Annotated in this window: 19 protein-coding genes; 7 read left to right on the forward strand and 12 right to left on the reverse strand. The window is 66.7% G+C overall.

Annotation, left to right across the window (positions count from 1 at the left end):
* Nucleotides 1-3: 3 nt before the first annotated feature.
* Entirely contained in the window at nucleotides 4-2,598 is a 2,595-nt protein-coding gene (acnD, locus tag ABNK63_RS09130; RefSeq protein ID WP_350015443.1) for a Fe/S-dependent 2-methylisocitrate dehydratase AcnD, read from the reverse strand.
* A gap of 394 nt (nucleotides 2,599-2,992) precedes the next feature.
* Here acnD and ABNK63_RS09135 point away from each other — a divergent pair, with 394 nt between their 5' ends.
* The gene (locus tag ABNK63_RS09135) at nucleotides 2,993-3,682 is read left to right on the forward strand and encodes a TerC family protein (RefSeq protein WP_007809022.1); all 690 of its coding nucleotides are present in this window, start codon (nucleotides 2,993-2,995) and stop codon (nucleotides 3,680-3,682) included.
* 103 nt (nucleotides 3,683-3,785) lie between these two features.
* On the opposite strand, the gene prpC is transcribed toward ABNK63_RS09135, so the two are convergent.
* Together prpC and prpB are read right to left on the reverse strand one after the other, a co-directional pair.
* Entirely contained in the window at nucleotides 3,786-4,931 is a 1,146-nt protein-coding gene (gene prpC / locus ABNK63_RS09140; protein WP_007809023.1) for a 2-methylcitrate synthase, read from the reverse strand.
* A gap of 52 nt (nucleotides 4,932-4,983) precedes the next feature.
* On the reverse strand, nucleotides 4,984-5,868 hold the full coding sequence (gene prpB, locus ABNK63_RS09145; protein ID WP_007809024.1) for a methylisocitrate lyase: 885 nt from the start codon (nucleotides 5,866-5,868) through the stop codon (nucleotides 4,984-4,986).
* 162 nt (nucleotides 5,869-6,030) lie between these two features.
* On the opposite strand from prpB, the gene ABNK63_RS09150 reads away from it, so the two are divergent.
* The 3 genes from ABNK63_RS09150 to ahpF all read left to right on the forward strand — a co-directional run bounded on the left by ABNK63_RS09150 (nucleotide 6,031) and on the right by ahpF (nucleotide 9,858).
* Entirely contained in the window at nucleotides 6,031-7,344 is a 1,314-nt protein-coding gene (locus ABNK63_RS09150; protein ID WP_350015444.1) for a dicarboxylate/amino acid:cation symporter, read from the forward strand.
* Nucleotides 7,345-7,515: 171 nt separating this feature from the next.
* Nucleotides 7,516-8,079 (forward strand): alkyl hydroperoxide reductase subunit C, encoded by a 564-nt coding sequence (gene ahpC / locus ABNK63_RS09155; protein ID WP_007809026.1) that lies wholly within the window; start codon nucleotides 7,516-7,518, stop codon nucleotides 8,077-8,079.
* Nucleotides 8,080-8,259: 180 nt separating this feature from the next.
* Nucleotides 8,260-9,858: an alkyl hydroperoxide reductase subunit F gene (gene ahpF / locus ABNK63_RS09160; protein ID WP_350015445.1), complete on the forward strand. Its 1,599-nt coding sequence runs from the start codon at nucleotides 8,260-8,262 to the stop codon at nucleotides 9,856-9,858.
* A gap of 63 nt (nucleotides 9,859-9,921) precedes the next feature.
* Here ahpF and prpE read toward each other — a convergent pair whose 3' ends face one another.
* Nucleotides 9,922-11,817 carry a propionate--CoA ligase gene (gene prpE, locus ABNK63_RS09165; protein ID WP_350015446.1) on the reverse strand — a complete coding sequence of 632 codons (1,896 nt, stop codon included), beginning with the start codon at nucleotides 11,815-11,817 and terminating at the stop codon, nucleotides 9,922-9,924.
* 159 nt (nucleotides 11,818-11,976) lie between these two features.
* On the opposite strand from prpE, the gene ABNK63_RS09170 reads away from it, so the two are divergent.
* Nucleotides 11,977-13,005 (forward strand): MerR family transcriptional regulator, encoded by a 1,029-nt coding sequence (locus ABNK63_RS09170; protein ID WP_350015447.1) that lies wholly within the window; start codon nucleotides 11,977-11,979, stop codon nucleotides 13,003-13,005.
* A 66-nt stretch (nucleotides 13,006-13,071) separates the two neighbouring features.
* On the opposite strand, the gene ABNK63_RS09175 is transcribed toward ABNK63_RS09170, so the two are convergent.
* Nucleotides 13,072-14,055 carry a malate dehydrogenase gene (locus ABNK63_RS09175; RefSeq protein WP_007809030.1) on the reverse strand — a complete coding sequence of 328 codons (984 nt, stop codon included), beginning with the start codon at nucleotides 14,053-14,055 and terminating at the stop codon, nucleotides 13,072-13,074.
* A 90-nt stretch (nucleotides 14,056-14,145) separates the two neighbouring features.
* Nucleotides 14,146-15,345 carry an aminotransferase class I/II-fold pyridoxal phosphate-dependent enzyme gene (locus ABNK63_RS09180; protein ID WP_007809032.1) on the reverse strand — a complete coding sequence of 400 codons (1,200 nt, stop codon included), beginning with the start codon at nucleotides 15,343-15,345 and terminating at the stop codon, nucleotides 14,146-14,148.
* Nucleotides 15,346-15,496: 151 nt separating this feature from the next.
* Between ABNK63_RS09180 and ABNK63_RS09185 the strand changes: the two genes are divergently transcribed.
* Nucleotides 15,497-15,751: a GlsB/YeaQ/YmgE family stress response membrane protein gene (locus tag ABNK63_RS09185; protein ID WP_007809034.1), complete on the forward strand. Its 255-nt coding sequence runs from the start codon at nucleotides 15,497-15,499 to the stop codon at nucleotides 15,749-15,751.
* Between the two features lie 85 nt (nucleotides 15,752-15,836).
* On the opposite strand, the gene ABNK63_RS09190 is transcribed toward ABNK63_RS09185, so the two are convergent.
* The 3 genes from ABNK63_RS09190 to ABNK63_RS09200 form a co-directional block, all read right to left on the reverse strand.
* Complete coding sequence (locus tag ABNK63_RS09190) at nucleotides 15,837-16,274, reverse strand: YidB family protein (RefSeq protein WP_007809035.1); 438 nt, start codon at nucleotides 16,272-16,274, stop codon at nucleotides 15,837-15,839.
* 135 nt (nucleotides 16,275-16,409) lie between these two features.
* On the reverse strand, nucleotides 16,410-16,919 hold the full coding sequence (locus tag ABNK63_RS09195) for a peptidylprolyl isomerase (protein ID WP_007809037.1): 510 nt from the start codon (nucleotides 16,917-16,919) through the stop codon (nucleotides 16,410-16,412).
* A 107-nt stretch (nucleotides 16,920-17,026) separates the two neighbouring features.
* Nucleotides 17,027-18,775 carry a 3-hydroxybutyrate oligomer hydrolase family protein gene (locus tag ABNK63_RS09200; protein ID WP_350015448.1) on the reverse strand — a complete coding sequence of 583 codons (1,749 nt, stop codon included), beginning with the start codon at nucleotides 18,773-18,775 and terminating at the stop codon, nucleotides 17,027-17,029.
* Between the two features lie 207 nt (nucleotides 18,776-18,982).
* Here ABNK63_RS09200 and ABNK63_RS09205 point away from each other — a divergent pair, with 207 nt between their 5' ends.
* Nucleotides 18,983-19,642: a response regulator transcription factor gene (locus ABNK63_RS09205; protein WP_007809040.1), complete on the forward strand. Its 660-nt coding sequence runs from the start codon at nucleotides 18,983-18,985 to the stop codon at nucleotides 19,640-19,642.
* Nucleotides 19,643-19,717: 75 nt separating this feature from the next.
* Here ABNK63_RS09205 and ABNK63_RS09210 read toward each other — a convergent pair whose 3' ends face one another.
* The 3 genes from ABNK63_RS09210 to ABNK63_RS09220 form a co-directional block, all read right to left on the reverse strand.
* A complete protein-coding gene (locus ABNK63_RS09210) occupies nucleotides 19,718-23,026 on the reverse strand; it encodes a PAS-domain containing protein (RefSeq protein WP_007809042.1) in 3,309 nt (1,102 codons plus the stop codon).
* 334 nt (nucleotides 23,027-23,360) lie between these two features.
* Complete coding sequence (locus ABNK63_RS09215) at nucleotides 23,361-24,398, reverse strand: PHB depolymerase family esterase (protein WP_350015449.1); 1,038 nt, start codon at nucleotides 24,396-24,398, stop codon at nucleotides 23,361-23,363.
* A gap of 70 nt (nucleotides 24,399-24,468) precedes the next feature.
* A complete protein-coding gene (locus ABNK63_RS09220) occupies nucleotides 24,469-26,754 on the reverse strand; it encodes a TonB-dependent receptor (protein ID WP_350015450.1) in 2,286 nt (761 codons plus the stop codon).
* Nucleotides 26,755-26,769 lie beyond the last annotated feature (15 nt).

Below are 26,769 nucleotides of genomic sequence, written 5' to 3' on the forward strand. Positions count from 1 at the left end.
CGGTCAGGCCGCCTGCGAAGCCTCGATGAAGTCCTGTGCGAAGCGTTGCAGCACACCGCCCGCTTCGTAGATCAGCACTTCCTCGGCGGTGTCCAGGCGGCAGATCACCGGCACTTCGATGCGTTCACCATGCTTGCGGTGGATGACCAGAACCAGCTCCGCCAGGGGGCTGCGTACGCCGACGACGTCAAAGGTTTCGGTGCCATCGATGCCCAGCGTCTTGCGGCTGGTGCCCGGCCTGAATTCCAGTGGCAGCACTCCCATGCCGATCAGGTTGGTGCGATGGATCCGCTCGAAGCCTTCAGCCGCGATCGCCTCCACGCCCGCCAGGCGCACGCCCTTCGCCGCCCAGTCACGCGACGAGCCCTGGCCGTAGTCCGCACCGGCGATGATGATCAGCGGCTGCTTGCGCTCCATGTAGGTTTCGATCGCCTCCCACATGCGCATGACCTTGCCTTCCGGCTCCACGCGGGCCAGCGAACCCTTCTTCAGTTCGCCATCGACCACCGCCATTTCATTCATCAGCGTGGGATTGGCGAAAGTGGCGCGCTGCGCGGTCAGGTGGTCGCCGCGATGGGTCGCGTACGAATTGAAGTCCTCTTCCGGCAGGCCCATCCTTGCGAGGTATTCGCCGGCGGCGCTGTTACGCATGATCGCGTTCGACGGCGACAGGTGGTCGGTGGTGATGTTGTCGCCAAGCACCGCCAGCGGACGCATGCCAGTGAGCGTGCGCTCACCCGCAAGGGCGCCCTCCCAATACGGCGGACAACGGATGTAGGTGCTCTGCGGGCGCCAGTCGTACAACGGCGCGGCGCGGGTGCCGGCGTGGCCGGTGCGCGCGAACATCGGCTCGTAGACCTTGCGGAACTGCTCCGGCTTCACGCTGGAGGAGACGATCGCGTCGATCTCTTCATCCGTGGGCCAGATGTCTTTCAGCGTCACCGGCTGGCCGTTGGCATCCAGACCGAGCACGTCCTTTTCTATGTCGAAACGGATGGTGCCGGCGATGGCATACGCGACCACCAGCGGCGGCGAAGCCAGGAAGGCCTGCTTGGCATACGGGTGGATGCGACCATCGAAGTTGCGGTTGCCCGACAGCACGGCGGTCGCGTAGAGATCGCGATCGATGATCTCCTGCTGGATCGCCGGATCGAGCGCGCCGGACATGCCGTTGCAGGTGGTGCACGCGAACGCGACGATACCGAAGCCGAGCTTGTCCAGCTCGGGCAGCAGGTTCGCTTCTTCAAGGTACAACTGCACCGCCTTGGAACCCGGTGCCAGCGAGCTCTTCACCCAGGGCTTGCGCGTGAGTCCGCGCGCATTGGCGTTGCGCGCCAGCAGCGCAGCCGCGATCACGTTGCGCGGGTTGCTGGTGTTGGTGCAGCTGGTGATGGCGGCAATGATCACCGCGCCATCGGGCATCTGGCCCGGTTGTTCTTCCCACTCGGCAGCGATGCCGCGCGCGGCGAGATCCGATGTCGGCAGGCGCTTGTGCGGGTTGGACGGGCCAGCCATGTTGCGCACCACGGAGGACAGGTCGAACGTCAGCGTGCGCTCGTACTGCGCATGCAACAGCGTGTCGGCCCACAGGCCCGCAGCCCTGGCGTAGGTTTCCACCAGCCGGACCTGCTCGTCGCTGCGACCGGTAAGGCGCAGGTAGTCGAGGGTCTGCCCGTCGATGAAGAACATCGCGGCGGTGGCACCGTATTCGGGCGCCATGTTGGAGATCGTCGCGCGATCGCCCAGGGTAAGGCTGGCGGCGCCTTCACCGCGGAATTCCAGATACGCGCCGACCACCTTCTGCTTGCGCAGGAATTCGGTGAGCTCAAGCACGATGTCGGTGGCGGTAATCCCGGGCCGGCGCTTGCCGGTGAGCTCCACGCCCACGATGTCGGGCAGGCGCATCCACGAGGCGCGCCCAAGCATCACGCTCTCGGCTTCCAGACCGCCGACGCCGACGGCGATCACGCCCAGCGCGTCCACGTGCGGCGTGTGGCTGTCGGTGCCCACGCAGGTATCCGGATAAGCCACACCGTCCTGTACCTGCACCACCGGCGACATCTTTTCCAGGTTGATCTGGTGCATGATGCCGTTGCCTGGCGGAATCACGTCGACGTTTTCGAACGCCTGCTTGGTCCAGTCGATGAAGTGGAAGCGGTCTTCGTTGCGGCGATCCTCGATCGCGCGGTTCTTCGTGAACGCGTCCGGGTCGAAGCCGCCGCATTCCACCGCCAGCGAGTGATCGACGATCAACTGCACCGGCACCACCGGGTTCACCTTGGCCGGGTCGCCGCCGCGTTCGGCAATCGCGTCGCGCAGACCGGCCAGGTCCACCAGCGCCGTCTGGCCCAGGATGTCATGGCACACCACACGCGCCGGGAACCACGGAAAATCACGCTCGCGCTTGCGCTCGATGATCTGCTTCAGCGACTCGACGAGAATCGCCGGATCGCAACGACGCACCAGGTTCTCGGCGAACACGCGCGAGGTATAGGGCAGCCCGTCATAGGCGCCCGGCTGGATCGCCTCCACGGCGGCGCGCGCATCGAAATAGTCCAGCGACGTGCCGGAAAGGGATTGGCGATAGACAGTATTCATGAATGCTGGGGAACCCTGGAGATAAATACCCGGTTGAACGCAGGTCGATGCGTTGTCTGCGCTGCCGCCCGACAACGGCTGTTCATGGCAAACCGGTCATGGGGGCGAAGCGGGAGAACTAGATCATTGGACGACTGATTGTAGCGGGAGCAGGCGTTTTCCTTAAGGGCTTGGCTTGACTGGTGTGCGCGACGGCATCGACAATGCTCGGACACCTTCCCAAAAGGGAGTAGTTCCCGCGGCAGGCTTTGTCCCGCCCCGGTGCGACGATCGTCAACACGAGCGAGGTCTCGCTCCGGTCGTCCAGCAGTTGCCTGCGAACGAGACTTTTGCGGTGGTCACGGGCCGCGCGCGTCCGTGCCCACTGCATTGTCCGACGCGCAAGGAAACCTCGATGGATTTCGCTGCTCCCGACTTTCTCTCCGGCCTGCTGGCCATCATCCTGCTCGACCTGGTGCTGGCCGGCGACAACGCCATCGTCATTGCGATGGCCGCCAGCCGGTTGCCGAAGGAGCTGCAGAAGAAGGCGATTTTCTGGGGCACGTTCGGCGCCATCGCGATCCGCTTCGCACTGACTGCGGTGGTCGTCTATCTGCTGAAGCTTCCCGGGCTGATGCTGGTCGGCGGTCTGCTGCTTTTTCCGATCGCCTGGAAACTGCTGAACCACGGTGACGACCAGGGCCCGGACATCAAGTCGGGCAACACCTTCTGGGCCGCGCTGCGCACGATCATCGTCGCCGACGCGCTGATGGGCCTGGACAACGTGCTGGCCATTGCCGGCGCCTCCAAGGGCCATTTGCTGCTGGTCATCCTGGGACTCCTGATCAGCGTGCCGCTGGTGGTCTGGGGCTCGACGATGATCCTGAAACTGATCGATCGCTACCCGATCATCATGTACATCGGCGCCGCGGCCATCGCGATCACCGCCGGCCGCATGATCACCCACGACCACCTGCTGAGCAGCTGGTTCGAGGCGCACGCATGGGTGAAGTACGGCGTCGATGCGCTGGCCGTGATCGGCATCTGCGGTGGAGGCTGGCTGGTGCACCGGCGCAGGGAACAGGCCAGGCTGGCCGGCCACTGAACCGGGATACCAACCGCAGCAAACCGAACCGATCCCGTTGCGGCGATGCCCGTCGACCAGCCAGGGAATCCGGGACCCCTGCCCCGGATTCGCCGTCATTGCTTCAGCGCTTGTCGATCGCCACGTAGGCCTGGTCTTCCGGGCCGGTGTAGTTCGCGCTGGGGCGGATGATCTTGCCGTCCTGGCGCTGCTCGATCACGTGGGCGCTCCAGCCGGAAGTACGCGAGATCACGAACAGCGGGGTGAACATCGCGGTGGGCACGCCCATCATGTGGTACGCGCTGGCCGAGAACCAGTCGAGGTTGGGGAACATCTTCTTGACCTCGCCCATCACCTTCTCGATCCGCTCGGACACCTCGAACAGGGTCGGGTTGCCGCCGTCGGTGCACAGCTTGCGCGAGACTTCCTTGATGATCTCGTTGCGCGGATCGGACACGGTGTAGACCGGGTGACCGAAGCCGATGATGATTTCCTTCTTCTCGACGCGGGCGCGGATGTCGGCCTCGGCATCGTTCGCGTTGCGATAGCGCGCGATGATCTCCATCGCCACTTCATTGGCGCCGCCGTGCTTCGGACCGCGCAGCGCGCCGATCGCGCCGGTGATCGCCGAATACATGTCCGAACCGGTGCCGGCGATGACGCGGGCGGCAAAGGTGGACGCGTTGAATTCGTGCTCGGCGTACAGCACCAGTGACTTGTCCAGCGCCTGCGCATGCAGGTCGCTGGGCTTCCTGCCGTGCAGCACATGCAGGAAGTGCGCGGCGATCGAGTCGTCGTCGGTCTCGGTCTCGACGCGCTTGCCGTTGTGGCTGAAGTGGTACCAGTACAGCAGCATCGAACCGAAGCTGGCCATCAGGCGGTCGGCGATGTCGCGTGCGCCGGTGACGTTGTGGTCGTCCTTCTCCGGCAGCACGGTGCCCAGCACCGAACAACCGGTGCGCAGCACGTCCATCGGATGGGTCGAGGCCGGCAGCAGCTCCATCGCGGCCTTCACCGGCGCAGGCAAGCCGCGCAGGCGCTTCAGCTTGGCCTTGTAGTTCTGCAGTTCGGTCCAGGTCGGCAGCACGCCGTGCACCAGCAGGTAGGCCACCTCCTCGAAGCAGCCCTTGGCCGCCAGGTCATGGATGTCGTAACCGCGGTAATGCAGGTCATTGCCGCTGCGGCCGACCGTGCACAGCGCGGTGTTGCCGGCGGCGACGCCGGACAGGGCGACGGATTTCTTGGCCTTGGGCAGGACTTGTTCGCTCATCGGGTTCTCCAGGGTGCGGTTTTTTTGCTTGGCGTATGCGTTTGCGCAGGGATCAGCCCTGCTTTGAAAACAGCGCGTCGAGCTTGTCCTCATAGGCGTGGTAACCGAGGAAGTCGTACAGCTCCTCGCGCGTCTGCAAGGTATCGATGATGTTCTTCTGGGTGCCTTCGCGGCGCACGGTTTCGTAGAAGTTGAGCGCCGCCTTGTTCATCGCGCGATAGGCACCACAGCAGTACAGGGCGATGTCCACGCCGGCCTCGCGCAGTTCGTCGGTGGTGAAGAACGGGGTGGAGCCGAATTCGGTGAGGTTGGCCAGGATCGGCACCTTCACCGCGGCCTTGAACTTGCGGTAATCCGCCAGCGTCTTCATCGCCTCGGGAAAGATCATGTCGGCACCCGCCTCGACGTAGGCCACCGCGCGCTCGATCGCCGCGTCGATGCCTTCCGCGGCCGCCGCGTCGGTGCGCGCCATGATCACGAAGCCCGGATCGGTGCGCGCATCCACCGCCGCCTTCACCCGGTCGACCATCTCGTCCTTCGGCACCACTTCCTTGCCGGGACGATGGCCACACCGCTTCTGGCCGACCTGGTCCTCCATGTGCACGGCGGCCACGCCCACGCGCTCGAACGAGCGGACCGTGCGGGCGATGTTGAACGCCCCGCCCCAGCCGGTATCGATGTCGACCAGCAGCGGCAGGCCGGTGGCGTCGACGATGCGGCGCGCGTCGGTGAGCACGTCTTCCATGGTGCTGATGCCCAGGTCGGGCATGCCCAGCGAATTGGCGGCCACGCCGCCGCCGGACAGGTACAGCGCCTTGTAGCCCACGCGCCTGGCCATCAGGCCGGCGTAAGCGGTGATCGCACCCATTACCTGAAGTGGCTGTTCGGCGGCAACGGCCGTACGGAAACGTGTACCGGGGGATGCGGGCTGAGTCATGTCGCCTCCGTCAAAACGGGCATTTTAGCCCACCGGGGCATCCCGCCGGGATTGGACCTTCCGACACCCCTGCCATCGCCTCGAACACCGTCTGGCGCCGGGCTGGCGGCAAACCGCAATTTCTTGCGTGACGAATCCGTCGCCGCCCCGTACATTCGAGCCATGAGCACATCGACTCCTCTCGCGAAGCGCATCCTGTGGGGCCTGGTGATCGGCGTGGTCGCTGCCGTGGCCACCCTGGGCATCGGCCAGTTGCATCCACCCACGCTGACCTTCATGCAGAAGATATCCTCGGCAGTGTTCGACCCGTTCGGGCAGATCTTCCTGCGCATGCTGTTCTTCGTGGTGATCCCGCTGGTGTTCAGCTCGCTGGCCTCCGGCGTGGCCCAGCTGGGCCGACTGGACCGGCTGGGGCCGCTGGCCGGACGTACTTTTGCGCTGTTCTCCGCCAACATGCTGATCGCCGTGGCGATCGGCCTGGTGATGATGAACACCGTGCAGCCCGGCCATCACCTGGACGAGCAGGCGCGTACCCAGCTGATGCAGGAATACGGCAGCAGCGCGCAGAAGACGATCGACACCAGGGCCGCCCAGCCCAGCATGAGTTTTGCCACACTGGTGGAGATGTTCATGCCGCGCAACCTGGTCGGCGCGGTGGCCGGCCCCAGCCGCAATGCGCTGGGCGACGTGCTGCCGCTGATCCTGTTCGCGATCCTGGTCGGCGCCGCCGCCACCCAGTTGCGCGAGAGGGAGCGCAAACGGGTGCAGGTGGCGCTGGACACCATCACCGACCTGATGACGAAGATCGTGGGCTTCGCCCTGCAACTGGCGCCGTATGCGGTGCCGGCGATGATCTACAGCGTGATCGTCAAGGTCGGCGTGGACGTGCTGCTGGCGCTGTCGGTGTTCGTGGTCGGCTGCAGCGTGGCGCTGGCGCTGCACCTGTTCGGCACGATGTCGCTGTGGTTGCGTTTCCTGGCCAGGCGTTCGCCGCTGGCGTACTTCCGGCAGATCCGCGCCCTGCTGATCACCGCGTTTTCCACCAGTTCCAGCAACGCCTGCCTGCCCGCCTCGCTGGCGCTGGCCCGTGACGAATTGAAGCTCAACCCGAGCACCGCAGGCTTCGTGCTGCCATTGGGCGCGACCATGAACATGAGCGGCACCGCCCTGTTCGAGGGCTGCGTGGTGCTGTTCGTGGCGCAGGCGTTCGGCGTGGAGCTCAGCCTGAGCCACCAGGCCATCCTGATGCTGCTGTCGGTGCTGAGCGCGGTGGCAGTGGCCGGGATTCCCGGGGGCTCGCTGCCGATGATCGCCGGTCTGCTGGCTACCTTCGGCATTCCGCCCGAAGGTATCGGCATCATCATAGGCGTGGATCGCATCCTGGACATGATGCGCACTACGGTGAACGTGGGCAGCGACATCGTCACCGCCACCGTGGTGGATCAGCAGCTGCGCGGGCGACTGGCCGCGCCATGAAGCTGCAGGCACGGCCGAAATGCGGGCTTGAAGCAGGCCGGTTCGGCCACAGATCGGGACAGGACACCTGATAGCCCAGGCCAATCGTTGCGATGCCGATAATCAATTAGATTTATCGTGTCCACCCTCGTAGCATCGTCCCCACTGTTCAACCACCACGGGAAAACCAAGATGTCCCTGATCAATACCGAAGTGAAACCGTTCAAGGCCCAGGCCCTCAAGGCCGGCAAGTTCATCGAAGTCAGCGAAGCGGATCTGAAGGGCAAGTGGTCGGTGGTGTTCTTCTACCCGGCCGACTTCACCTTCGTCTGCCCGACCGAGCTCGAGGACTTGGCTGACAACTACGCCGAGTTCCAGAAGCTGGGCGTGGAGATCTACTCGGTCTCGACCGATACCCATTTCGCGCACAAGGCCTGGCACGACACCTCGGATGCGGTGAAGAAGATCAACTACACCATGGTCGGCGATCCGACCGGCACGATCAGCCGCAACTTCGAAGTGATGATCGAGGAAGCCGGCCTGGCCGACCGCGGCACGTTCGTGATCGATCCGGCGGGCAAGATCCAGATCGTCGAGATCAATGCCGGTGGCATCGGCCGTGATGCGTCCGAACTGCTGCGCAAGGTCAAGGCTGCCCAGTACGTCGCCGCCCACCCGAACGAGGTCTGCCCGGCCAAGTGGAAGGAAGGCGAGAAGACCCTGGCGCCGTCGCTGGACCTGGTCGGCAAGATCTGATTCACCGCTGCATCGGAACCGGGCGCCGCGGCGCCCGGTTCCAACCCGCCCGGATGCTTGTGTCAGCGGCTTGCGCCCGGCACCGCTCCCCGCCCTGCCGCCTCCCCTCCGGCGCAGGCTGCTGTCACAAGCCTCTTCTCTCCCCACGATTCCCACGCATCCATCACTGGAGTGGTAGCCATGCTCGACGAAACCCTCAAGACCCAGTTGCAGGCCTACCTGGAAAAGCTGGTGCAGCCGATCGAGCTGGTCGCTTCGCTGGACGACAGTGCCAAGTCGCAGGAACTGGACGAGCTGCTGCAGCAGATTGCCGCGCTGTCCGACAAGATCAGCCTGCGCCGTGACGACAGCGACGCGCGCAAGCCGTCTTTCGCGATCAATCGCGTCGGCACCGACATCGGCGTGCGTTTCGCCGGCCTGCCGATGGGTCATGAATTCACCTCCCTGGTGCTGGCCCTGCTGCAAGTGGGCGGTCACCCATCCAAGGCGGCCGCCGATACGATCGAGCAGATTCGCAATCTCGATGGCGACTTCAAGTTCGAGACGTATTTCTCGCTGTCCTGCCAGAACTGCCCCGACGTGGTGCAGGCGTTGAACCTGATGAGCGTGCTCAACCCGCGCATCCGGCACGTGGCGATCGACGGCGCGCTGTACCAGGACGAGGTGGAAAAGCGCCAGGTCATGTCGGTGCCCACCGTGTTCCTCAACGGCGAAGTGTTCGACCAGGGCCGCATGAGCCTGGAGCAGATCGTGGCCAAGCTCGACACCAGTGCCAGCGCCCGCGAGGCGGAAAAGATCAAGGCCAGGGCCGCGTTCGACGTGCTCGTGGTCGGCGGCGGCCCCGCCGGCGCGGCAGCGGCGATCTATGCGGCGCGCAAGGGCATCCGCACCGGCGTGGCGGCCGAGCGTTTCGGCGGCCAGGTGCTGGACACCATGGGCATCGAGAACTTCATCTCGGTGACCTATACCGAAGGCCCGAAGCTGGCCGCCGCGCTCGAACAGCACGTGCACGAATACGACATCGATGTGATGAACCTGCAGCGCGCCGAGAAGCTGGTGCCGGCCAGCGACGCCACCGGTGGTCTGGTGCAGATCGAGCTGGCCAACGGCGCCACGCTGAAGTCGAAGACGGTGATCCTCTCCACCGGCGCCCGCTGGCGGCAGATGGGCGTGCCCGGCGAAGACGAATACCGCAACAAGGGCGTGGCCTACTGTCCGCACTGCGACGGCCCGCTGTTCAAGGGCAAGCGCGTGGCGGTGATCGGCGGTGGCAACTCCGGCGTCGAGGCGGCGATCGACCTGGCCGGCATCGTGTCCCACGTCACCCTGATCGAATTCGACGGCAAGCTGCGCGCCGACGAAGTCCTGCAGCGCAAGCTGCGCAGCCTGCCCAACGTCGACATCATCGTCAGCGCGCTGAGCACCGAAGTGCTGGGCGATGGCCAGCGGGTCAGCGCACTGGTCTATCGCGACCGCACCAGCGAGCAGATGCACACGCTGGAGCTGGAAGGCATCTTCGTGCAGATCGGTCTGCTGCCGAACACCGAATGGCTGAAGGGCACGCTGGAACTGTCGCCGCGCGGCGAGATCATGATCGACGAACGCGGCCAGACCTCCCTGCCCGGCGTGTTCGCCGCCGGCGACGCCACCACGGTGCCGTACAAGCAGATCGTGATCGCGATGGGTGCCGGCTCCACGGCAGCGCTGAGCGCGTTCGATCACCTGATCCGCAGCCCGCTGGTGGTCACGGAAGACCGGAAGGAAGCCGTCGCCGCCTGATCGAAATGCACGGGGCCTGCGGTCCCGTTCACCGCTCCGCCGGGCGGCGGTGCCCGTCCGGCGTCAGCTGCCCTGATCGGGCCCGTGGTCCAGCGCCTGGCGAATGCCTTCCAGCGCCCCGGGATCATCCAGCGTGGACAGATCGCCCGGATCGCGATGCTCCGCCAACGCCTGCAACGAGCGACGCAACAGCTTGCCGGAGCGGGTCTTCGGCAAGGCATTCACCACATAGATGCGTGAGGGCCTTGCCACGCCACCAAGCTGGTCGACCACGCGCTGCTGCATGGCTTTGGCCACGTCGGCGGCTCCGTCACCGGCATCGCGCTTCAAGGTGGCGAACACGATCGGCACCTGCCCTTTCAGCTCGTCCTTCACGCCGACCACGGCCGCCTCGGCCACCGCCGGATGGCTGGCCACCGACTCCTCGATCTCGCGCGTGCCCAGGCGATGGCCGGCCACGTTGATCACGTCGTCGGTGCGCCCAAGCACGAAGGTATAGCCGTCCCCATCGCGCACCGCCCAGTCCAGCGAGCTGTACAGCAGCTCCCTGAAGTGGCTGAAATAGCTGTACACGTAACGATCGTCGTCACGCCAGATGGTACTGAGGCAGCCTGGCGGCAACGGCGGCTGCAGCACCAGCACGCCCTTGCTGCCGTCGGGCACTTCCACGCCGGTGTTCTCGTCGATCACCTTCATCCGGTAGCCCGGCGCCGGCAGGCCGGGCGAGCCGAACTTCACCGTCTTCAGGTCCAGCCCCGGCATCAGCGTGATCGCCGGCCAGCCGGTTTCGGTCTGCCAGTAGTTGTCGATCACCGGCACGCCCAGCGCGCCGGTGATCCATCGGGCGGTCGGCTCGTCCAGCGGTTCGCCGGCGAGGAACAGCCACTTCAGCGTCGACAGGTCGTATTTCTTCAGCCAGCTTTCATCCTGCTTCTTCAGCACGCGGATCGCGGTGGGCGAGGAGAACATGGTGCGCACCTTGTAACGCTCGCACAGCTGCCACCAGATGCCCGCATCGGGCCGCGTCGGCAGGCCCTCGTACAACAAGCTGGTGGCGCCGCCGATCAACGGCCCGTAGACGTTGTAGGAATGCCCCACCGCCCAGCCCACGTCGGAGGTGGAGAACATCACCTGTCCCGGTGCGATGTCGAACACGCGGCGGATCGACAAGGCCATCGCCACGGCATAGCCGCCCACGTCACGCTGCACGCCCTTGGGCTTGCCGGTAGTGCCCGAGGTGTACAACAGGTAGCTCGGCTCATTCGATTCCAGCCAGGCCACCGGCACCTCGGCATCCGCGTGCTGCGCGCGCAGGCTGGCGTAGTCCAGGTCGCGCCCGGCCACCCGGGTCATCTGCCGATCCAGCCCGCGATCGATGATCAGCACACGCGGCGGCGGTGCCGACGCCTCGTTCAGCGCCGCATCGACCAGCGGCTTGTACGGGATCACCTTGCCCGCGCGCATGCCGGCATCGGCGGCAATCAGCAGCTTCGGCTGGGCGTCGTCGATGCGCAGCGCCAGGTTGTGCGCCGCAAAGCCGCCGAACACCACCGAGTGGATCGCGCCGATCCGCGCGCAGGCCAGCATTGCGAACACCGCCTCGGCCATGTTCGGCAGGTAGATCACCACCCGGTCGCCCTTGCCCACGTCCAGCGACTGCAGCACCGCGGCGAACGTGTTCACCTCGCGATGCAGCTGGCGATAGGTGAACTCGCGGGTGGCATGGGTCTCGCTGGAAATCGCCACCAGCGCCAGTTGCTCCGCGCGCTCGGCCAGGTGGCGGTCGACCGCGTTGTAGCAAAGGTTGGTCGTGCCGCCTACGAACCAGCGCCGGAACGGCGGATTCGACTGATCGAGGATCTGCCGCGGCGGCGTCTCCCAGTGAATCAGCCGCGCCTGCTCGGCCCAGAATCGCTCCGGCTCCTCGACGGATTGCCGGTAGAACTCCTCGTAGCGCATGGGCGGACTCCAGGGTTTCGTTGCCACCAGCCTAGACCAGGCCGGCGGCCGCATCATCGCGACAATGGTCGTAGCCAAGCATGACCTTTCGCCACGCTTGACCCTCACGTAACGTGAGGCCCCAGTGTGCACGGCGCACACCGGAGGAGAAGGCTGACCATGTTGTTGACCGTGGGCGAACTCGCCAGGCGCTGCGGACTGACCGTCCGCACGCTGCATCATTACGACACCATCGGATTGCTGACACCCTCGGTGCGCTCCGCTGCCGGCTACCGACACTACGATGGGGCGAACATCGAACGCCTGCACCGTATCCAGGCCCTGCGTCAGCTGGGCCTGTCGCTGGCCGACATCGGCAAAGCCCTGTCCGGGCCGCTGCAGCCACTGGCCGAGGTGGTCGACCGGCAGATCACGCAGATCGACCTCGAACTCGCCGAAGGCACCCGCCTGCGCGAGCGCCTGGTGCATCTGCGCGGGCAGCTGGCGAACGGACAGTCCCCCGACCTGGCCGACTGGCTGGACACGCTGGAGCTGATGACGATGTACGAGAAGTATTTTTCACCCGAGGAACTGAAGACCCTGCCGCTGCACACCAACCCGGACGTGCTGACTGACTGGAGCGCCCTGGTCAGCGCCGTGCAATCGGCGATGGATCGCGGCGCCACGCCGGACGATCCCGACGCGCAGATCCTGGCGCAACAGTGGATGACGATGGTCGGCCGCGGCACCGGCGGCAACCCCGCCTTCCTGATGCGCCTGCATGCGATGAATGAAAACGAACCCGGCCTGCGCGAACGCAGCGGCATCACCCGCGAGCTGGAGCAGTTCGTGGAGCAGTCGCTGGTCGCGGGGCGACTGGCGATCTTCGAGCGCTACCTCACGCCGCACGACATGCAGCGCATGCGCGAGCATTACGGCAGGCAGATGTATGCCTGGCCGCCACTGATCGCCGAGCTGCGCCAGGCGATCGCCGACCACGTGCCCGCCGACGATCCGCATGCGCAACGGTTGGCAAGCCGCTGGATGGAATTGTTCCGTGCCTACGCCGGCGATGATCCGGCGACACATGCGCGCATCCGCCAGGCCTATGCCAGGGAGCCGGACCTGCGCAGCGGCAGCGCGGTGGACGACACGCTGCTGGATTACGTGCGGCAGGCAGTTGAGGGCCTGGCGCACACTCCGCACTGACCGGCGCGCACAAAAAAGGGTGGCCGATCGGCCACCCTTTCAGGGCTCCCTGCGGGAGCCGGCCTGTTACTTCGCGAACAGATGCTCGACGCCGGCGCGCTCCTCGCGCAGTTCCTTGTCGGTGGCATCCATGCGGGCGCGCGAGAAATCACTGACCGGCAGATCCTGCACGATCGTGTACTTGCCGTCCCTCACCGTCACCGGGTAGCCGTAGATCACGCCCGGGGCGATGCCGTAGGAACCGTCGGACGGAATGCCCATCGAAACCCAGTCGCCCTCGGCCGTGCCCAGTGCCCACGAACGCATGTGGTCGATCGCGGCCGACGCGGCGGAGGCCGCGGACGAGGCGCCGCGCGCCTTGATGATCGCCGCGCCGCGCTGCTGCACGGTGGGGATGAAGTCGCTCTCGTACCAGGCCTGGTCGACCAGGCTCAGCGCCGGCTTGCCGTCGACGGTGGTCTGCGAGAGGTCCGGATACTGGGTGGAGCTGTGGTTGCCCCAGATCGTCATCTTCTTGACGTCGGTGTTGTGCTTGCCGGTCTTCTCGGCCAGCTGCGCCTTGGCGCGGTTGTGGTCGAGGCGGACCATCGCGGTGAAGCACTTCGGGTCCAGGTCCGGCGCGTTCTGCTGGGCGATCAGCGCATTGGTGTTGGCCGGGTTGCCGACCACCAGCACCTTGACGTCGCGCTTGGCGTGGTCGTTGATCGCCTTGCCCTGCGGGCCGAAGATCGCACCGTTCGCTTCCAGCAGGTCCTTGCGCTCCATGCCCGGGCCACGCGGACGGGCGCCGACCAGCAGCGCGTAATCCACGTCCTTGAACGCGACGTTGGCATCGTCGGTGGCAACCACGCCGGCCAGGGTCGGGAAGGCGCAATCGTTCAATTCCATCACCACGCCCTGCAGCGACGGCAAGGCCGGGGTGATTTCCAGCAGGTGCAGGATCACCGGCTGATCCAGGCCCAGCATGTCGCCGGCGGCGATACGGAACAGCAAGGCATAACCGATCTGGCCGGCAGCGCCGGTAACGGCAACGCGAACGGGGGCTTTCATCATTTGTTCTCCGGGAAGGGGGAATCGGCAAAGGAAAATCGGAAGAGCGGAGCGGGCCGATGCCCGACTCCCCATGACCGATTCACGGGTTCAATTCAGTTCGGCGAAAAATTCGGCAATGCGTTGCAGACCCGGCTGCAACTGCGCGGCCGGACAGGTGTACGAGATGCGCATCGCACGCGGTTCGCCGAAGGCGGAACCGGGGACGCAGGCGACGCCCTTGGCCTCCAGCAGCGCGGCGCAGAATTCCACGTCGTTGCCGATCGCCACGCCGCGGTGGCTCCTGCCGAAGGCCACCGAAACGTCTGGGAAGGCGTAGAACGCACCCTGCGGCCGCGGGCAGACCACGCCGGGAATCGCGCTGAGCGCGGCAAACACGGCATCGCGACGGCCGGCGAATTCCTCGCACTTGGCCTGCGGGATGTCCTGCGGTCCGCTCAGCGCCGCCACGGCCGCGGCGGTGATCACCTCCGGCAGGCTGGTGATGTGGTTGGAGTTCAGCGTGGTGACGGCCTTCGCTACCGCTTCCGGCGCCGCGATCAGGCCTACGCGCCAACCCGGCATGCCATAGGTCTTGGAAACCGAATCGACGAAGATCACCCGCTCCTTCAGCTCGGGCCTGGCGAACACGAAGTTGTGGTAACCAAGGCCGTCGAACACCATCGAGTTGTAGATGTCGTCGGTGATCACCCAGGTGTCCGGGTGCCTCACCAGCACTTCGGCCAACGCCGCGATCTCCTCGCCCGTGTAGACCATGCCGGTCGGGTTGGAGGGGTTGTTGAACAGGAACACCTTCGGCTTGCGCGCCAGCGCGGCATCGAGTTGGGCCGGGGTGAGCTTGTAGTTCTGCTCCGGCCCGCAATGCATCACGTTGATCTTCGCGCCCACGATGTCGGCGATGTCGCGGTAGGTGGTCCAATACGGCGCGGCAAAGCAGATCTCGTCGCCCTCATCCAGCAGCGCCTCGGCCAGGTTGTACAACACCTGCTTGGCGCCGATGCCGATGGACAGGTTGATGCGCCCGTAGCCGGAAAAACCCAGTGCCTCGATGTGCTTGAGGAACGCGTCCAGCAGCGCGTCGGCGCCGCGGTTGCTGCCGTACTGGCCGGAGTCATGCGACAGCGACTCGCGCGCCGCGGCGTACACGTGCTCGCCCGGCAGGAAATTCGGTACGCCGATGGAGAAGCTGATGATGTCGCGGCCGGCAGCCTTGAGCTGTTTCGCCTTCTCGGCAATCACCATGATCGCGCTGGGTTTGGCGCGGCCGACACGCTGGGCGAGCTGGGGCATGGGTATCTCACGCTGAGGGGAGGAAGCAAAGGCGGTGATTTTATCACGCCATCCGGACCCGGCGCTGGTCGTGCACCCCGCGTCCACGCGAACCGGGCATGATGGCCACGCCCGCACGACGGGCGGCTCACTCAACACGGAGGAGATCCACATGCACTGGCTTTGGGTATTCGTGATCGGATTGATCGTCGGCATCGTGGCCAAGCTGCTGATGCCGGGCAAGGACCCGGGCGGCTTCATCATCACCGCCATCATCGGCATCGCCGGCTCGCTGCTGGCCACCTGGGTCGGCCAGAACGTGTTTGGCTGGTATCAGGAAGGGCAGTCGGCCGGATTCATCGCTTCGGTGATCGGTGCGATCGTGTTGCTGCTGGTCTACCACCTGCTCAGGCGCAAGTCCGCCTGAGCAGCGATCCCGGCGGAGCGCTGCTCTGCCGGGATGTTTCCGCCCAGGCTCACCTGATCGTGCCGGGCTTCATCAAGCCTGCTCATCAGGCCTGCGCCAGCCCGCCCAGCAGCTTGCCGGCCAGACCTTCAAGCATGCTGGGATCGAAGCCGCCGCCCTGCCCTGCATCCGGCACCTGGCCATCCGGCGTCATGTGATCGACCGCGTGCGGCAGCACGTGCGACAGCCCGCTGAGCACCACGCCCGGATCGACACCGAGCCTGCCGGCAGCCTCCTGCACCAGCGAACCCATGCCACCGTTCTGCAGCGCCTGACCGAGCTGCTCCCCCGAGACCGGCTGGTTCGCGCCGGTGCCCACCCATGACTGCACCGCACCGCCAAGCCCGTGCTGCTGCAGCATGCTGATCAGGCCCTGCACGCCGCCGGCGCGCTGCAGCAGATCACCCGCCACCGAGATCATCGAGCCGGCACCGCCGGCCTGCTGCTGTCCCTGGCCGCCAAGCAAATCGTCGAGGAATGACATGGTCGTTCTCCCTGATGAATGAACAAGCGTGAAGCCAGTCGATCATAGGCTGATGAAACCGGCGCGACCATGGCCTTCGACCCAAAAAAATCGCCGGCTGACGCCGGCGATTTCCTGCGAATCCCGAGAATGGAATCAGCCGCGCTGGTCGAGCACCGCGTTCCATTCCTTGACTCGATCCGACTGCGCCGCCAGCAGGGCATCGACGTCGCCGTCCACGGTGACCTTCTCGATCGTGTCGCCCTGGTTGATCGCGTTGACCACGTCCATGTCGGCGGCATCGACCACTTCGCCGAACACGCTGTGCTTGCCGTCCAGCCACGGGGTCGGGCCATGGGTGATGAAGAACTGGCTGCCGTTGGTGCGCGGACCGGCGTTGGCCATCGACAGCACACCCGGCTTGTCGTGCTTCAGCGAGGCGTTGAACTCGTCCTCGAACTTGTAGCCCGGACCGCCGCGACCGCTGCCTTCCGGGCAACCGCCCTGGATCATGAAATCGGCGATCACGCGATGGAACGACAGGCCGTCGTAGTAGCCACGCTTTGCCAGGTTGACGAAGTTGGCCACCGTGACCGGGGCCTTGTCTTCATGCAGGCGCAGATGGATCGGGCCGCGGTTGGTGGTGAAGGTGACATTGATGGTCATGGCAAATCCTTGGGTTCAAGAGCTGCACCGTGCCACGGCACGGATGTCGGGGTCGTGAAGGATAACCCAGCCCGGCCGGTCGATCAGCCACCTCCGATCGCCGATGCTCAAGGCAGGCCCAGCATGCCGCGATCGAGCGCAGCGGCGCCACGCGGCCGGGCCGCGGGCGTCGGCACGTCGACCGGCCATGCTTCGCCCTCGTACAGGTGTCCCCACAACCGCTCCAGCGCTGCGTAACCGTAGGGCAACAGCGGCAGGTGGCGCTCGCCGAAACCTGGCAGCGCCAGGAACGCATCGAAGTGCTGCGCATGCGGCACCTTCCAGTAGATCGGCCGGCGCCCTTCGTCGCGCAGCCATTCGACGTACGGCTCGGAACTGAAGGCCGTGGGCAGCAAGCCATCGCTGGCGCCGTGCAGCACCCACAGCGGGAGATCCGCCCGCGGCAGGCGGGCGGCGGTTTCGGCCACCGCGGCATGCAGCGCCTGCGCCTCGTGGTCTTCGCCGGTCCACAACGCGCGCAGGCATTCGCTGCCGATCAGGGTCGGATCGGTCGATACATTGACGCCGCCGTAGAGCCCGATGCCATTGCCCGGGGGAATGCCCGAACCATCGGCCCACCACGCCGCCCGCGTCGTGGCGTCCGCCACGCCCGGCGCGCCACCGGCGCCGATCGCCGCGTAATGAAATCCGCAAGGCATGTCGCCCGCGCCGCGCCGCAGGTAGGACGAGGCGTAGCCCGCCGCGACCACCCGCCACAGGTCGAACGCCGTGGTGGTCGCGGCCGTGCTCATTGCCTCGTCGGTCCAGCCCCGCGCGCGCAGATAATCGCGCGCCTGCTCCGACTGCTGGGCCAGCGTGTTGCCACTGAGCTTGCCCTGCGCGCGCAGGCTGGCGCAGCGGATCGGCCATGCCGGCAACGCCGCGCCGCGTGGCCCGCGCGCCATCGGCACGCCGGCAAACTGTTCCGCGCTCAGGGCGCAGGGCAACCAGATCGCTGCCTCGGTGGCGTAGTCATACAAGGCGCGGCCGCGATCCTTCACGTGCACATTCGGTTCCAGCGCGACCACGCCGGCGAAGAATCCGTCGTGATCCAGCCCGGCCGCCTGCAACACCGCGCCGCCGCCGTTGGAGATGCCGGTGGCGATGATCTTCGTGTTCTGCGGCGTGAACGGGGCCTCTTCCGGATACGCCCGATCGAGCATGGCCAGGCCGAACTGCGCGGCCTGGATCACGTGCCTGCCCCAGGCTGCCTCCGGGTTGTCGCCCGAATGCATGTGCTTGATCGCGATGCCGGAGACCGGCGGCCCCGGCATCGGCTGGAATTCCAGCGCCGCCTCGCCCTTCCTCGCCCGACGCCCGTCCAGCGCCACGCCGCTGTTGTCGGCGAAATCGAAGTAGCCCGTGCCGGTGCCCTTGTCGGTATACGCCACCGCGCAACCGTGCGGCAGGCCCCAGGCGCCTGCCAGCGAAATGGCGCCGTACACACCGCGCGATCCCGAAGAAGCCGTCACTACCAGACAGCGCTTCTGCCTGTCGAAGTTGTCCGGCAACTGCAGCAATACGCGATGCGGGGCGCGTGCGCCGGGAATCCGGGCAAACGCCGAATACTCGCGCCCGGGCACGTCCGGCACCGCGCCGTACACCGTGCCGTAGCCACCCAGCGGACCCAGGTCGGCGATGCCCTTCCAGCTGGCCTGGATCGCGCGGCGCCGCAGTTCTTCCGCGCCGGGGTCGAGTGGATCGGTGAAGGGCAGCGGCGCGCCGGCGAGGCCGGCAAGGCCCAGCCCTGCACTGAGCAGATCATCGTGACCGCGATGCTCGGTCACCCGCACTTCCCCGTAGTCGACCTCTGGCATGGCAGCTCCCTTCCTGTTGGCATGGCTGGCACAAGCGGACAGCATGACGGATATGGCCATGAAGCAGAACAGCCAGGACGGGCGACGGGCGGAATTTTTCATTCCCGCACCATAGCAAGCACGAGGCGCCTCGCCATCGTACGAAAGTCCATCGCCGCCGCCGCGGCAAACTCGACGCGGCCGCGGCGGACAGCTAACTTCAGCGTCATGACCAGCCTGCTGATTGCCGACGACCATCCCCTGTTCCGTGCCGCGCTGCGGCTGGCCGCGAACGACAGCCTGCCTGGCTGCGAGATCAGGGAAGCCGGGGACCTTGCCGAGGCGCTGCAGTTGCTGTCTGCCGCGCCCGATACCGACCTGGTCCTGCTCGACCTGCACATGCCCGGCAGCCAGGGGCTGTCCGGCCTTGCCGCCTTGCGCGGCCAGCACCCGGGCGTGGCCGTGCTGGTGGTTTCCGCCCATGACGAACCACGCATCGTGCGCCGAGTGCTCGATCACGGCGCCGCCGGCTTCATCCCCAAGAGCGCCAGCCCTGCCGAAATCGGCGAGGCGATCCGCAGCGTGCTCGACTGCGGCGGCTGGCTGCCGCCCGTCCTCGCCAACGCCGTCGCCGCCCTGCCTGCCGATCCCGCCGACATCGACCTCGCCAGCCGCCTGGCCCGTCTCACCGAACAGCAGTCGCGCGTGCTGGCGCTGCTGGCCGAAGGCCTGCTCAACAAGCAGATCGCCGACCGGCTGGCGATCCAGGAGCGCACGGTGAAGGCGCACGTGACGGCGATTTTCGAGAAGCTGAAGGTGCGCAACCGGACCCAGGCGGGGATGCTGCTTAAGTCGCTGGAACTGGGCGAACCGGCGCGCTCGGTGTAGGCAGCTCCACCGCCTGCGCCAACCTTCCCGATCGCGCCGCTCGACCAGCGCCAGTGGAAGCGCGGTCACCGCCTGTTACCCGCGGCCCGCTCCGGTCGCCACCCGCTGCAACACCTGCCGCAGCGCCAGCGGCTTCAACGGCTTGTACAGCACGCCGATCCCCGCATCGAGCAGTCGTTGCCGCAGTTCGCCGTCGCGATCCGCGGTGAGCATCACCGTCGGCACGTCGGCATGACGCTCGCACAGGCGCTGCCATACATCCAGGCCGGTCTGCCCGCCATCCAGATGGAAATCGAGGATGTGCAGGTCCGGTCGCCACGGCGCGGCCAGTGCCTGTTCCGCGTTGCGGGCCGGATGAACCTGCCAGCCCCAACTGCTCAGCAGGCTGCCCAGCGCGGCGAGCGCGGCCGGTTCGTTGTCCAGCAGCAGCGCGCGCCCCGTCGGCAACGACTGCGCCACGCCAGCGGCCATCGGCAGGCGTGCAGCTGCCCGCGCCAGTGGCACGGCGAGGTGGAAGACGCTGCCGTGACCCGGCCAGGAACGCAGCCCCAGCGGATGGCCGAGCAGCTCGGCCATGCGTTGCGCGATGGAGAGGCCCAGTCCGAGCCCCTGCCCGCCCGCGGCGCTGCCACGGCGGAACTCCTGGAAGATCAGTTCCTGCTCCGCCACGGCGATGCCCGGGCCGGTGTCCCACACTTCCACGCGCAGGTGGTCACCGGCTCGACGCACGCCGAGCAGCACGCGACCGTGCTCGGCATAGCGCAAGGCATTCGACAGGAAGTTCTGCAACACCCGGCGCAGCAGCTGCGGATCGGAATGCACCCACGCGCGCGTGCCAACCACGTCCAGCCGCACGCCGCGGTCGAGCGCGATGGCGCTGAACTCGGCAGCCAGCGGATCGAGCACCTCGGCCAGCGCAAACGCGCGCGGCTGCGGATGCAGGCGACCGCCCTCCAGCCGGGCCACGTCGAGCAGGCCGGTGAGCAGGCCCTCGGTGGCGCTGAGCGCACCGTTGAGATGCTGCGCGATGGCGGCGTCGCCGCCACGCTCGGCAAGAGAGTGCGCGAACAGCTGCGCGGCGTGCAGGGGCTGCATCAGGTCGTGGGTGACCGCAGCCAGGAAACGGCTCTTCGAGGCATTCGCCGCTTGCGCTTCGGCCGAGGCTGCGGCCAGCTCGCGGGTGCGTTCCTCCACCCGCAGCTCGAGTGTCTCGTTGACCCGCTTCAGCGCCGCCTCGGCCTGGCGGAAGGCAGTGACGTCGGTGAAGGTGGCCACGAAGCCGCCGCCAGGCATCGGGTTGCCGCGGATCTCGACGATGGTGCCGTCGGGAAAACGCCGCTCGGACAAATGCCGCGTGCCGGTGCGCATGTGCGCCAGCCGGCGCTGCACGCGCGCCTCGACCTCACCCGGACCCAGCATGCCGGCGTCGATGTTGTGGCGGGTCAGCTCGGCCACCGGCCGCCCCACCTGCAGCATTCCCGGCGGATAGTCGAACAGGCATGCATAAGGCGTGTTCCACGCGACCAGTTGCAGTTCGGCATCGACCACGCAGATGCCCTGGCTCATGTTTTCCAGCGCCGCCTCCAGCACGCGCTGGTTGAAGCGCAAATCCTGCGCCGCCTCACCCACGATGGCGACCACCGTGTCCAGGTCGTCGCGGCCCTGCCGGTGCACCACTTCCAGCAGCAGCCGCGCGGATGCCGCGCCGATCACCGCCGCCAGTTCGTGCTCGACCTGGGCCACCCGCGCACTGCCGGCGGAACCGGTCGCCGGCGCGCTGGCAAACAGCAGCGCGACCCGCTCCGGCGGCAGGAATCGCGCCGCGAGCGCCCGCAATTCGACCAGACCCACGTCGCCCACGCTGACGGCGTGCGCGGAACGGCCGTATCGGGAGCCGGCCAGCGCCAGCATCACCACGATGTTGACCAGCAGACTGACCACCACCGCGCGCCCCAGCCGGTTCCAGTTGCCCAGCCCCAGCAGGCCATCCGGCGCCAGCCAGTGCAGGCCGAACGGACCGCTGTGCAGCCACGCTGGCGCGGCCGGCAACAGCGTCGGCAACACGGCATACATCCACACCAGGGTGCCTGCGGCCAGCCCGGCCATCACCGCGCGCGGCCCCAGTTGTGGCCGATACACCGCCGCCAGCAGCGCCGGGGTCAGGCCGGCCAGCGCGGAGAACGAAATCGCGCCGATGTCGGCCAGCGCCTCGTTGCGCGCCAGCAAGCGGCTATACGCCCAGGCCAGCAGGATCACCAGCAGGATCGCCACGCGCCGATGGTTCAGCAGCTCACCGCGCAGGTCGCCATGCTCGTCGCGCCCCCAGCCGGAGCGCACGCGCAGCGGCGCGATGAAATGATTGACCACCATCAGGCTCAGCGTCAGCGTGGCGATCACCACCATGCTGGTCGCCGCGCTCAGGCCGCCGAGGAAGGCGATCAGAGCCAGCCCGTGTTCGCCACGGGCCAACGGCAGCGCCAGCACGTACATGTCCGACGACACCCCGCTCGCACCCAGCCACGCATCGCCCAGCCGCGCCAGCGGCAGGATCGGCAGCGAGATCAGCAGCAGGTACAGCGGAAACAGCCAGCGCGCGGTGCGCAGCTGGCCATCTTCGCGGCATTCCACGATGCCCGCGTAGAACTGGTGCGGCATGGTGAACATCGCCAGCGCGCCGAGCAGGATCAGGGCGGGGAACCCGCCACTGTCAGGCGCCTGCGGCACGTTCACCGGCAAGCCGGGCGGCAACGCGGCGAACAGCAGCGTGCCCAGCGCCAGCATCGCGCCGAGCTTGAACAGCGACTCGAACGCCATCGCCAGCACCAGCCCGCGGTTGTGCGCCATGGTCGACGCGCGGCGGGTGCCGAACAGCATCGCGAACAGCGCCATCAGCAGCGCCACGTATAGCGCGCTGTCCTGCCAAGGATCGGATTCGGCCAGTTGTCCCTGGCTGAGGATGCCGTAGCTCATCGCCACCGCCTTCAGCTGCAGCGCGATGTAGGGCACGATGCCGATCACCACCACCGCCGTGACCAGCGCCGCCAGTCCCGAATGCCGCTCCAGCCGCACCGCGATCAGGTCGGCCAGAGAACCGGCGTTGTACTCGCGCACCAGTTGCACCAGCCGGCCCAGGAATTTCAGCGCGAACAGATACATCAGGATCGCGCCGACGAACGTCGGCGGCAGCCACCAGCCGGAGCGACTGGCCTGGGTCACGGTGCCGTAGAACGTCCACGAAGTGCAGTGGATCGCCAGCGACAGCGCATACACGATCGCCCAGCGCTTCTCGAAAATGTGCGGGCGGCGTTCGCCCAGCAGCGCCACGCCGAACAGCAGGCCCAGCCAGCACAAGGCGGCGATGGCGATGACGCTGGCGCTCAGCATGCGAAGCACATCCGTGGGGGCGACTTCCGTCGCGATGTTCCGGGCGCGGCATGCCCCGTCTTCGATGTGAAGAGGTTTCGTCCGCTCGCATCCGCAGGAGCACGCCTCGTGCGCGATGCTCTTGCTGTTGGTGGGTTCAGAGCCAAGAGCTTTCGTCCTCCTTCGGAGGGCGAGTTACTTTTCTCTGGGTGGCCACGCAAAGAGAAAGCAACTCCGCTGCCAAAGGCAGACGAAAGCCTTTCAGCTCTGCTTGATCTTCGCTCTGAATGCACAAGAGCATCGCGCACACGGTGCGTTCCTACGACAACGTCGAGGCCATCGGCGTGCGGGGCCATCAATGGCCGGCGGGCAACCCCAACGCCCGTACCGCGTTCACCACCCAGCGCAACTGCACGCCGTGGCGTGTGTCGTAGTCGGCTCCGGAATAACCCCACCAGTCCCAGCATGCTTGCGGATTCAAGGGCGCGAAACTTGCGCGGGTCTGAGGATATAGCACCGCCACGTCGTAGACGTCGGCCCAGCGGTTGAAGCCGGCGTCCTCGACGAAAGCCTTGCCCACCACGTCGGCGTTCTGCTTGCAGCCGTGGAAGGCCACCACCACGCCGCAGGACTTGCCGGCGAGACAGGCGGGCGGCAGGTAGACATAGCCGGTATCGGCCATGAACGCATCGGCGCCGCCGGGACGCAGCGCGTCCTGGTCGAAGCTGCGCAACTGGCCCTTCGCCGTGGTCACGACCTGCGCCGGCTGGCCGAACATCTGCGCGAAGATTTCGCCGGCCGCGTCGAAGCCGCAGTGGCCGAGATATGGCGTCACCGACTTGTCGCAATCGTCCCCGCTGGCCGCCACCGGCAGATTGTGCGCGAACGCGCGCTGGCCATCGTCATGCACCTGCATGCCCCCGAGGCCCGGCGTGCCATCGCGCAACTGTTCGTAGAAGTGGGCGCCGGCTTCGGCCACGGCCGGCGCCACCAGGGCGTCGTCCCTGCCGTGCAGCAGGTAGACGCGGGCATGCGCCAGATCCTTCAGTGCGCCGATTTCGCCGGCGGCCGAACGCTTGCCGGCGCTGGCCACCAGCGCGGCGACGTCCGGTGCGGGCACGCCCTTCATGCAGCTGCCCAGTGCCACGTCCAGCTTGCCGCCAGCGCAGCCGTAAGGTCCGCCGGCGACCATCGTCGCGTTCGGGAACAGCTCCGGATAGGCCAGTTGCATCTGGGTGGCCATGTAGGCACCGGAGGAAAGACCGACCACCGCGGTGCGTGCCGGGTCGATCTTCAACTTCGGCAAACTGGCGTCGGGGCCCTTAGCGCAGGCACTGCCGGCGCTGGCCAGCAAGGCCAGCCACAGCACGCGGGTTGTCCAGCGGGTAGTCATCGGTCGCTCCATGGGCTCGATTCGAGGTGGGCTGCGAGGCGGGTACCACCCGCCCCGCCGGACGGCCTCGTCAGAAGTTATAGCGCACGTTGGCGTACCAGTTGCGCGGCATGCCGTAGTAAGCGGTGCGGATGTTGCCCACGCTGGAGAACTCCTGTCCGTCGGTCTTGTAGACCTTGTCGCCCAGGTTGCGCACGCCGGTGCGGAACTGCCAGTGACCATCGGCCGAGTCATAGATGCCGAACAGGCCGGTGACCGAGTACGCCTTCTGGCTCAGGGCGTCGTAGTTGTCCACGCTGAGCCAGGTCTCGCTGCGGTACGACCAGTCCGCACCGACCGTGATGGCGCTGCCGCTGCCCAGGTTGAACACATGGGTGGCCGCGACGCGCGAAGTCCAGCTCGGCGAGAACGGCACGTGGTCATGCAGGCGGGGGTTGTACAGCGGATCGCTGGGGTCCAGGCGATGGTCGACGAACTTGGCGTAGCGGGCATCCAGATAGCCGACCTGGGCCGACAGCCGGGTGCCGTCGTCGAACACGGCGGCGCCCTCGAACTCCACACCGTCCATCTTCAGCTTGGCCGCGTTGATCACCGGAAAGGCGAATGTCGGGGTGATCGAGCCGGGGTTCTGCACTTCGGACACGCGGGCCTGGAAGTCGGTGTAGTCACTGTGGAAGGCGGCCAGGTTGGCCTGCAGCTTGTTGTCGGCCGAGCGCCACTTCAGGCCCAGTTCGTAGGTCCACACGTACTCGGGGTTGTATTCGGCGGTGCGCGTCTCCGCGGTGGAGTTGGCGCGGCCGTTGAAGCCGCCGGACTTGAAGCCGCGGCTGGCTGAAACATAACCCATGGTCTGCGGATTGAACTGCTTCTGCAGGCTGATCGTGGGCGTCCACGCGTTCCAGCGCTTGTCGCCGGTGAAGGCGACGGTCTCGTTGATCGCGGTGAACGGCTGGCCCCAGAACGTGCTGGTGGTGCGGTCGTAGTCCTTGTGGTCGCTGCTGTAGCGCACGCCGGCAGCCAGCGTCCAGCTCGGCACGAACTGCCAGTTCATGTGGGCGAAGCCGGCGTACGTCGTGGTGGTGAGGTCGTCGTCGATGGTGCGCAGGAAGGTGATCGGGGTGCCGGCGAGCGCGAACAGGTCATCGGCGTAAGCCTCCTGGTGCGACGGCACCGTTTCACGCAGGTAGTACAGGCCGTAGACCGCCTGCAGGTTGCTGCCGTTGTCGTACTGCAGCTGCAATTCCTGGCTGGCCTGCTTCTGGTGGAAGTCGACCAGCACGTCGCCCAGCTCGAATTGCGAGGCGTCGATGTCGATGTAGGAGTCGCTGTCGAGCTTGCGGAATGCGCTGATGGTCTTGAGGTTCCACTGCTCGGACAGCTTCCAGTCCAGGCTGAGCGCAGCGCCCTTGTGTTCAAGCTGCTGGCCCTTGTCCGGGCTGAACGAGGTGCGCGTCTTGAAGTCGTACTTCTGGTCCGGAGTCGGGGTGTACAACGCCACCGAACCGAACACCAGGTCGGTGCGTTTCAACGTGGAGACCGGCTGGCCCAGGGTGAGACCGGTGTCCTGCTTGGTGTAGTCGAGGCTCAACACCGCATCGAAGTTCTCCGACGGGTGATAGCGCAGCTTGCCGCGCACCGACTTGCTGTCCTCGTCGTTGTACTTGTGGCCGGTGGAGGGGTCGGTGACGTAGCCGTCGGTCTGCGTGATGCCGCCGGCGATGGACGCCGACCACGCGCCGCCCAGCGGGCCGCCGAGGTAGAACTTGCCTTCGCGCCGGCCGTAGTTGCCAAAGCCGGCCTCGACCGAACCTTCGGTGGTGTCGCCCGGGTTCTTCGTCACCACCTTGACCGCGCCACCGGTGGAGTTCTTGCCGTACAGCGTGCCCTGGGGACCGCGCAGCACCTCGACGCGCTCGACGTCGAACAGGTTGATCAGACCGCCCTGGATGCGCGAGTAGTAGACGTCGTCGACGTACATGCCCACGCCCGGGTCGAAGGTCTGCAGCGCGTCGGGCTGTCCGATGCCGCGGATGAAGATGTTCACCGCCGAGGACGAACCGCGGCCCTGCACGATGTTCATGTTCGGCACCGCGCCCTGCAGGCCGTCGATGCTGTTCGCCTGCAGGTCCTTCATGTCCTCGCCGCTGAACGCGGTGATCGCCACCGGCACCTTCTCCAGCGACTCGTCGCGGCGCCGCGCGCTGACCGTCACTTCCTGCAGCTGCTTGGCGTCGGCCTGCTTCGCTGCCGTGGTCTTCGCGCCGGCATCCCCGTTCGCCTGCTGCGCCTGCAGTGGCGCCACCAGGACCAGGCCCAGAACCAGACCGATCGCCGAACTCAGATGCGTGCGTTTCATGACGTCCCCTTGCTG

Origin of the sequence: Rhodanobacter sp. IGA1.0 (assembly GCF_040208325.1) — a bacterium.
GTDB lineage: Bacteria > Pseudomonadota > Gammaproteobacteria > Xanthomonadales > Rhodanobacteraceae > Rhodanobacter > Rhodanobacter spathiphylli.

Bases quoted from the DNA above. Each gene is read 5' to 3' on its own strand.
- acnD (WP_350015443.1), bottom strand. From the start codon at position 2,598: ATGAATACTGTCTATCGCCAATCCCTTTCCGGCACGTCGCTGGACTAT.
- ABNK63_RS09135 (WP_007809022.1), top strand. From the start codon at position 2,993: ATGGATTTCGCTGCTCCCGACTTTCTCTCCGGCCTGCTGGCCATCATC.
- prpC (WP_007809023.1), bottom strand. From the start codon at position 4,931: ATGAGCGAACAAGTCCTGCCCAAGGCCAAGAAATCCGTCGCCCTGTCC.
- prpB (WP_007809024.1), bottom strand. From the start codon at position 5,868: ATGACTCAGCCCGCATCCCCCGGTACACGTTTCCGTACGGCCGTTGCC.
- ABNK63_RS09150 (WP_350015444.1), top strand. From the start codon at position 6,031: ATGAGCACATCGACTCCTCTCGCGAAGCGCATCCTGTGGGGCCTGGTG.
- ahpC (WP_007809026.1), top strand. From the start codon at position 7,516: ATGTCCCTGATCAATACCGAAGTGAAACCGTTCAAGGCCCAGGCCCTC.
- ahpF (WP_350015445.1), top strand. From the start codon at position 8,260: ATGCTCGACGAAACCCTCAAGACCCAGTTGCAGGCCTACCTGGAAAAG.
- prpE (WP_350015446.1), bottom strand. From the start codon at position 11,817: ATGCGCTACGAGGAGTTCTACCGGCAATCCGTCGAGGAGCCGGAGCGA.
- ABNK63_RS09170 (WP_350015447.1), top strand. From the start codon at position 11,977: ATGTTGTTGACCGTGGGCGAACTCGCCAGGCGCTGCGGACTGACCGTC.
- ABNK63_RS09175 (WP_007809030.1), bottom strand. From the start codon at position 14,055: ATGAAAGCCCCCGTTCGCGTTGCCGTTACCGGCGCTGCCGGCCAGATC.
- ABNK63_RS09180 (WP_007809032.1), bottom strand. From the start codon at position 15,345: ATGCCCCAGCTCGCCCAGCGTGTCGGCCGCGCCAAACCCAGCGCGATC.
- ABNK63_RS09185 (WP_007809034.1), top strand. From the start codon at position 15,497: ATGCACTGGCTTTGGGTATTCGTGATCGGATTGATCGTCGGCATCGTG.
- ABNK63_RS09190 (WP_007809035.1), bottom strand. From the start codon at position 16,274: ATGTCATTCCTCGACGATTTGCTTGGCGGCCAGGGACAGCAGCAGGCC.
- ABNK63_RS09195 (WP_007809037.1), bottom strand. From the start codon at position 16,919: ATGACCATCAATGTCACCTTCACCACCAACCGCGGCCCGATCCATCTG.
- ABNK63_RS09200 (WP_350015448.1), bottom strand. From the start codon at position 18,775: ATGCCAGAGGTCGACTACGGGGAAGTGCGGGTGACCGAGCATCGCGGT.
- ABNK63_RS09205 (WP_007809040.1), top strand. From the start codon at position 18,983: ATGACCAGCCTGCTGATTGCCGACGACCATCCCCTGTTCCGTGCCGCG.
- ABNK63_RS09210 (WP_007809042.1), bottom strand. From the start codon at position 23,026: ATGCTGAGCGCCAGCGTCATCGCCATCGCCGCCTTGTGCTGGCTGGGC.
- ABNK63_RS09215 (WP_350015449.1), bottom strand. From the start codon at position 24,398: ATGACTACCCGCTGGACAACCCGCGTGCTGTGGCTGGCCTTGCTGGCC.
- ABNK63_RS09220 (WP_350015450.1), bottom strand. From the start codon at position 26,754: ATGAAACGCACGCATCTGAGTTCGGCGATCGGTCTGGTTCTGGGCCTG.